Raw genomic sequence first — 2,076 nt, 5'->3', positions numbered from 1 at the left:
TCGCGCCCGCCGCATCCAGTTCTTCTTGTCGCAAAACTTCCACGTGGCGGAGCAGTTCACGGGCCAACCGGGCTCCTACGTGCCGGTGAAAGAAACAGTGCGCGGCTTTAAAGAAATTTTGGAAGGCAAATACGACCATCTTCCGGAAGATGCGTTCCGCTTAGTCGGCCGCATTGAAGAAGTCGTTGAAAAAGCGAAAGCGATGGGTGTCGAAGTGTGACCCGGGATAGGGGGATTGGACAATGAAAACGATCCACGTGAGCGTCGTTACTCCTGATGGCCCGGTGTACGAAGACGATGTTGAGATGGTCAGCGTCAAAGCGAAAAGCGGCGAGCTCGGCATTTTGCCGGGGCACATTCCGCTTGTCGCCCCGCTCGAGATCAGCGCGGCCCGGCTGAAAAAAGGCGGCAAAACGCAATACATTGCCGTCAGCGGCGGCTTTTTGGAAGTCCGCCCGGACAAAGTGACGATTTTGGCTCAAGCTGCTGAACGGGCGGAGGACATTGACGTCCTCCGCGCCAAAGCGGCGAAAGAGCGGGCGGAGCGCCGCCTGCAAAGCCAGCAGGATGACATCGACTTCAAGCGGGCTGAACTGGCGTTAAAACGCGCCATGAACCGTTTGAGTGTTGCGGAAATGAAGTAAAAAGCAGGGGAAAACTCCCCTGCTTTTTTTGATGAAAACAGAAGAATCGTCCGTCAAGGAGAGAGGCAAACGCTCTCTCTTTTTTCGTTCCTCGCATTCCGTCGTTTCAACAAAGATGAAGCGCTTACATGAATGGATACAGTGTTGACAGTGTTAACTTGAAGTTTTGCTGACACGGCTGGATATAAATGTTATAATGAAATCGAAGGAATTATTGAAAAATTTCATCATTAACACCATACGTATGTAGTAAACCGGAAGGGGGCGAGCTGGTTGAGCAACATCTATGCAAACAGTTATTTGATCATCTTCGTCTTCCTTTGCCTCGGTGTGTTGCTGCCGATCGGGGCGCTCACGGCCGGGCGGTGGCTGCGGCCGCACGTGCCGAGTGATGCAAAGGCGACAACGTATGAAAGCGGTAACAATCCCTTTCACGACTCGCGCGTTCAGTTCCAAGTTCGGTACTACCTATTTGCCTTGCTGTTTGTCATTTTCGATATCGAGACGGTGTTTTTGTACCCGTGGGCTGTTGTCTATGACCAACTCGGTTTGTTCGCGTTGGTGGAAATGATCATTTTCATCGTTTTGCTTGCCATTGGCCTTATCTATGCTTGGAAAAAGAAGGTGTTACGATGGATGTGAAATGGGAGGGTTTTTCTGGCGTCGAAATGGAAGAAGTGAAGCGAAACGTCTTTTTGACGACGTTGGAACAGTTGAAAGGATGGGCCCGAAGCAGTTCGCTTTGGCCGTTGACGTTCGGCCTTGCCTGTTGCGCTATCGAGATGATGGCGGTCGGCGGCGCCCATTACGACCTCGACCGGTTCGGTTCGTTTTTCCGCGCCTCGCCGCGGCAGGCGGACGTCATGATTGTCTCGGGCACGGTGACGAAAAAAATGGCGCCGCTCTTGCGCCGGTTGTATGACCAAATGCCCGAACCGAAATGGGTCATCGCCATGGGTTCGTGTGCGACAGCCGGCGGCCCGTACGTCAAATCGTACAGCGTCGTCAAAGGCGTCGACCAAATTGTCCCGGTGGACGTGTACATACCAGGCTGTCCGCCGAACCCGGCAGCGCTCATCTACGGTATTCATAAATTAAAAGAAAAAATCCGACTGGAAGCCAAAACGGGGAAGAAGGTGCTGTAACCGATGGATGAAGAAAAAGATTTGGCCCAGCGAAAAAAAGAAGCCGCTGAGCGGGCAAAACAGCTGGCGCGCGAACGGCTCGCGGCTAGGCAGGCAGATGAACAGGCCAAGTCAGCCGCCGAAACGGGCAGTTTGAAAACGCCCCCGAATTCGAATGGCAGCCAGCTCGAAACAACGAAGGGAGAGGCAACGGAACCGGCATCGGCCGACGATCTTGCATTGGCGAAAAAACGAGCAGCCGAGGAAGCGCGGGCGAGGGCCGCCGAACTGCGAAGACAGCGCGAGGC

The 2,076-nt window shown here is 53.8% G+C and carries 3 protein-coding genes and 2 pseudogenes; all 5 read left to right on the top strand.

All coding sequences use genetic code 11. The annotated features are described in order from the left end of the window. Nucleotides 1-220, top strand: a pseudogene (locus VU18_RS20750) (F0F1 ATP synthase subunit beta); the annotation flags it as partial. Nucleotides 221-242: 22 nt separating this feature from the next. Continuing rightward, nucleotides 243-644 (top strand): F0F1 ATP synthase subunit epsilon, encoded by a 402-nt coding sequence (locus VU18_RS14610; protein ID WP_011232824.1) that lies wholly within the window; start codon nt 243-245, stop codon nt 642-644. A gap of 273 nt (nt 645-917) precedes the next feature. Then, nucleotides 918-1,286 (top strand): NADH-quinone oxidoreductase subunit A, encoded by a 369-nt coding sequence (locus VU18_RS14605; RefSeq protein WP_011232823.1) that lies wholly within the window; start codon nt 918-920, stop codon nt 1,284-1,286. Further along, a complete protein-coding gene (locus tag VU18_RS14600; RefSeq protein WP_011232822.1) occupies nt 1,277-1,789 on the top strand; it encodes an NADH-quinone oxidoreductase subunit B family protein in 513 nt (170 codons plus the stop codon). Before VU18_RS14605 ends, VU18_RS14600 begins: the two co-directional genes overlap by 10 nt. A gap of 3 nt (nt 1,790-1,792) precedes the next feature. Then, nucleotides 1,793-2,076 (top strand): annotated as a pseudogene (locus tag VU18_RS14595) (NADH-quinone oxidoreductase subunit C); the annotation flags it as partial.

It is taken from the genome of Geobacillus sp. ZGt-1, assembly GCF_001026865.1.
GTDB lineage: Bacteria > Bacillota > Bacilli > Bacillales > Anoxybacillaceae > Geobacillus > Geobacillus thermoleovorans.
This window is presented reverse-complemented; position numbering and strand designations above follow the sequence as displayed.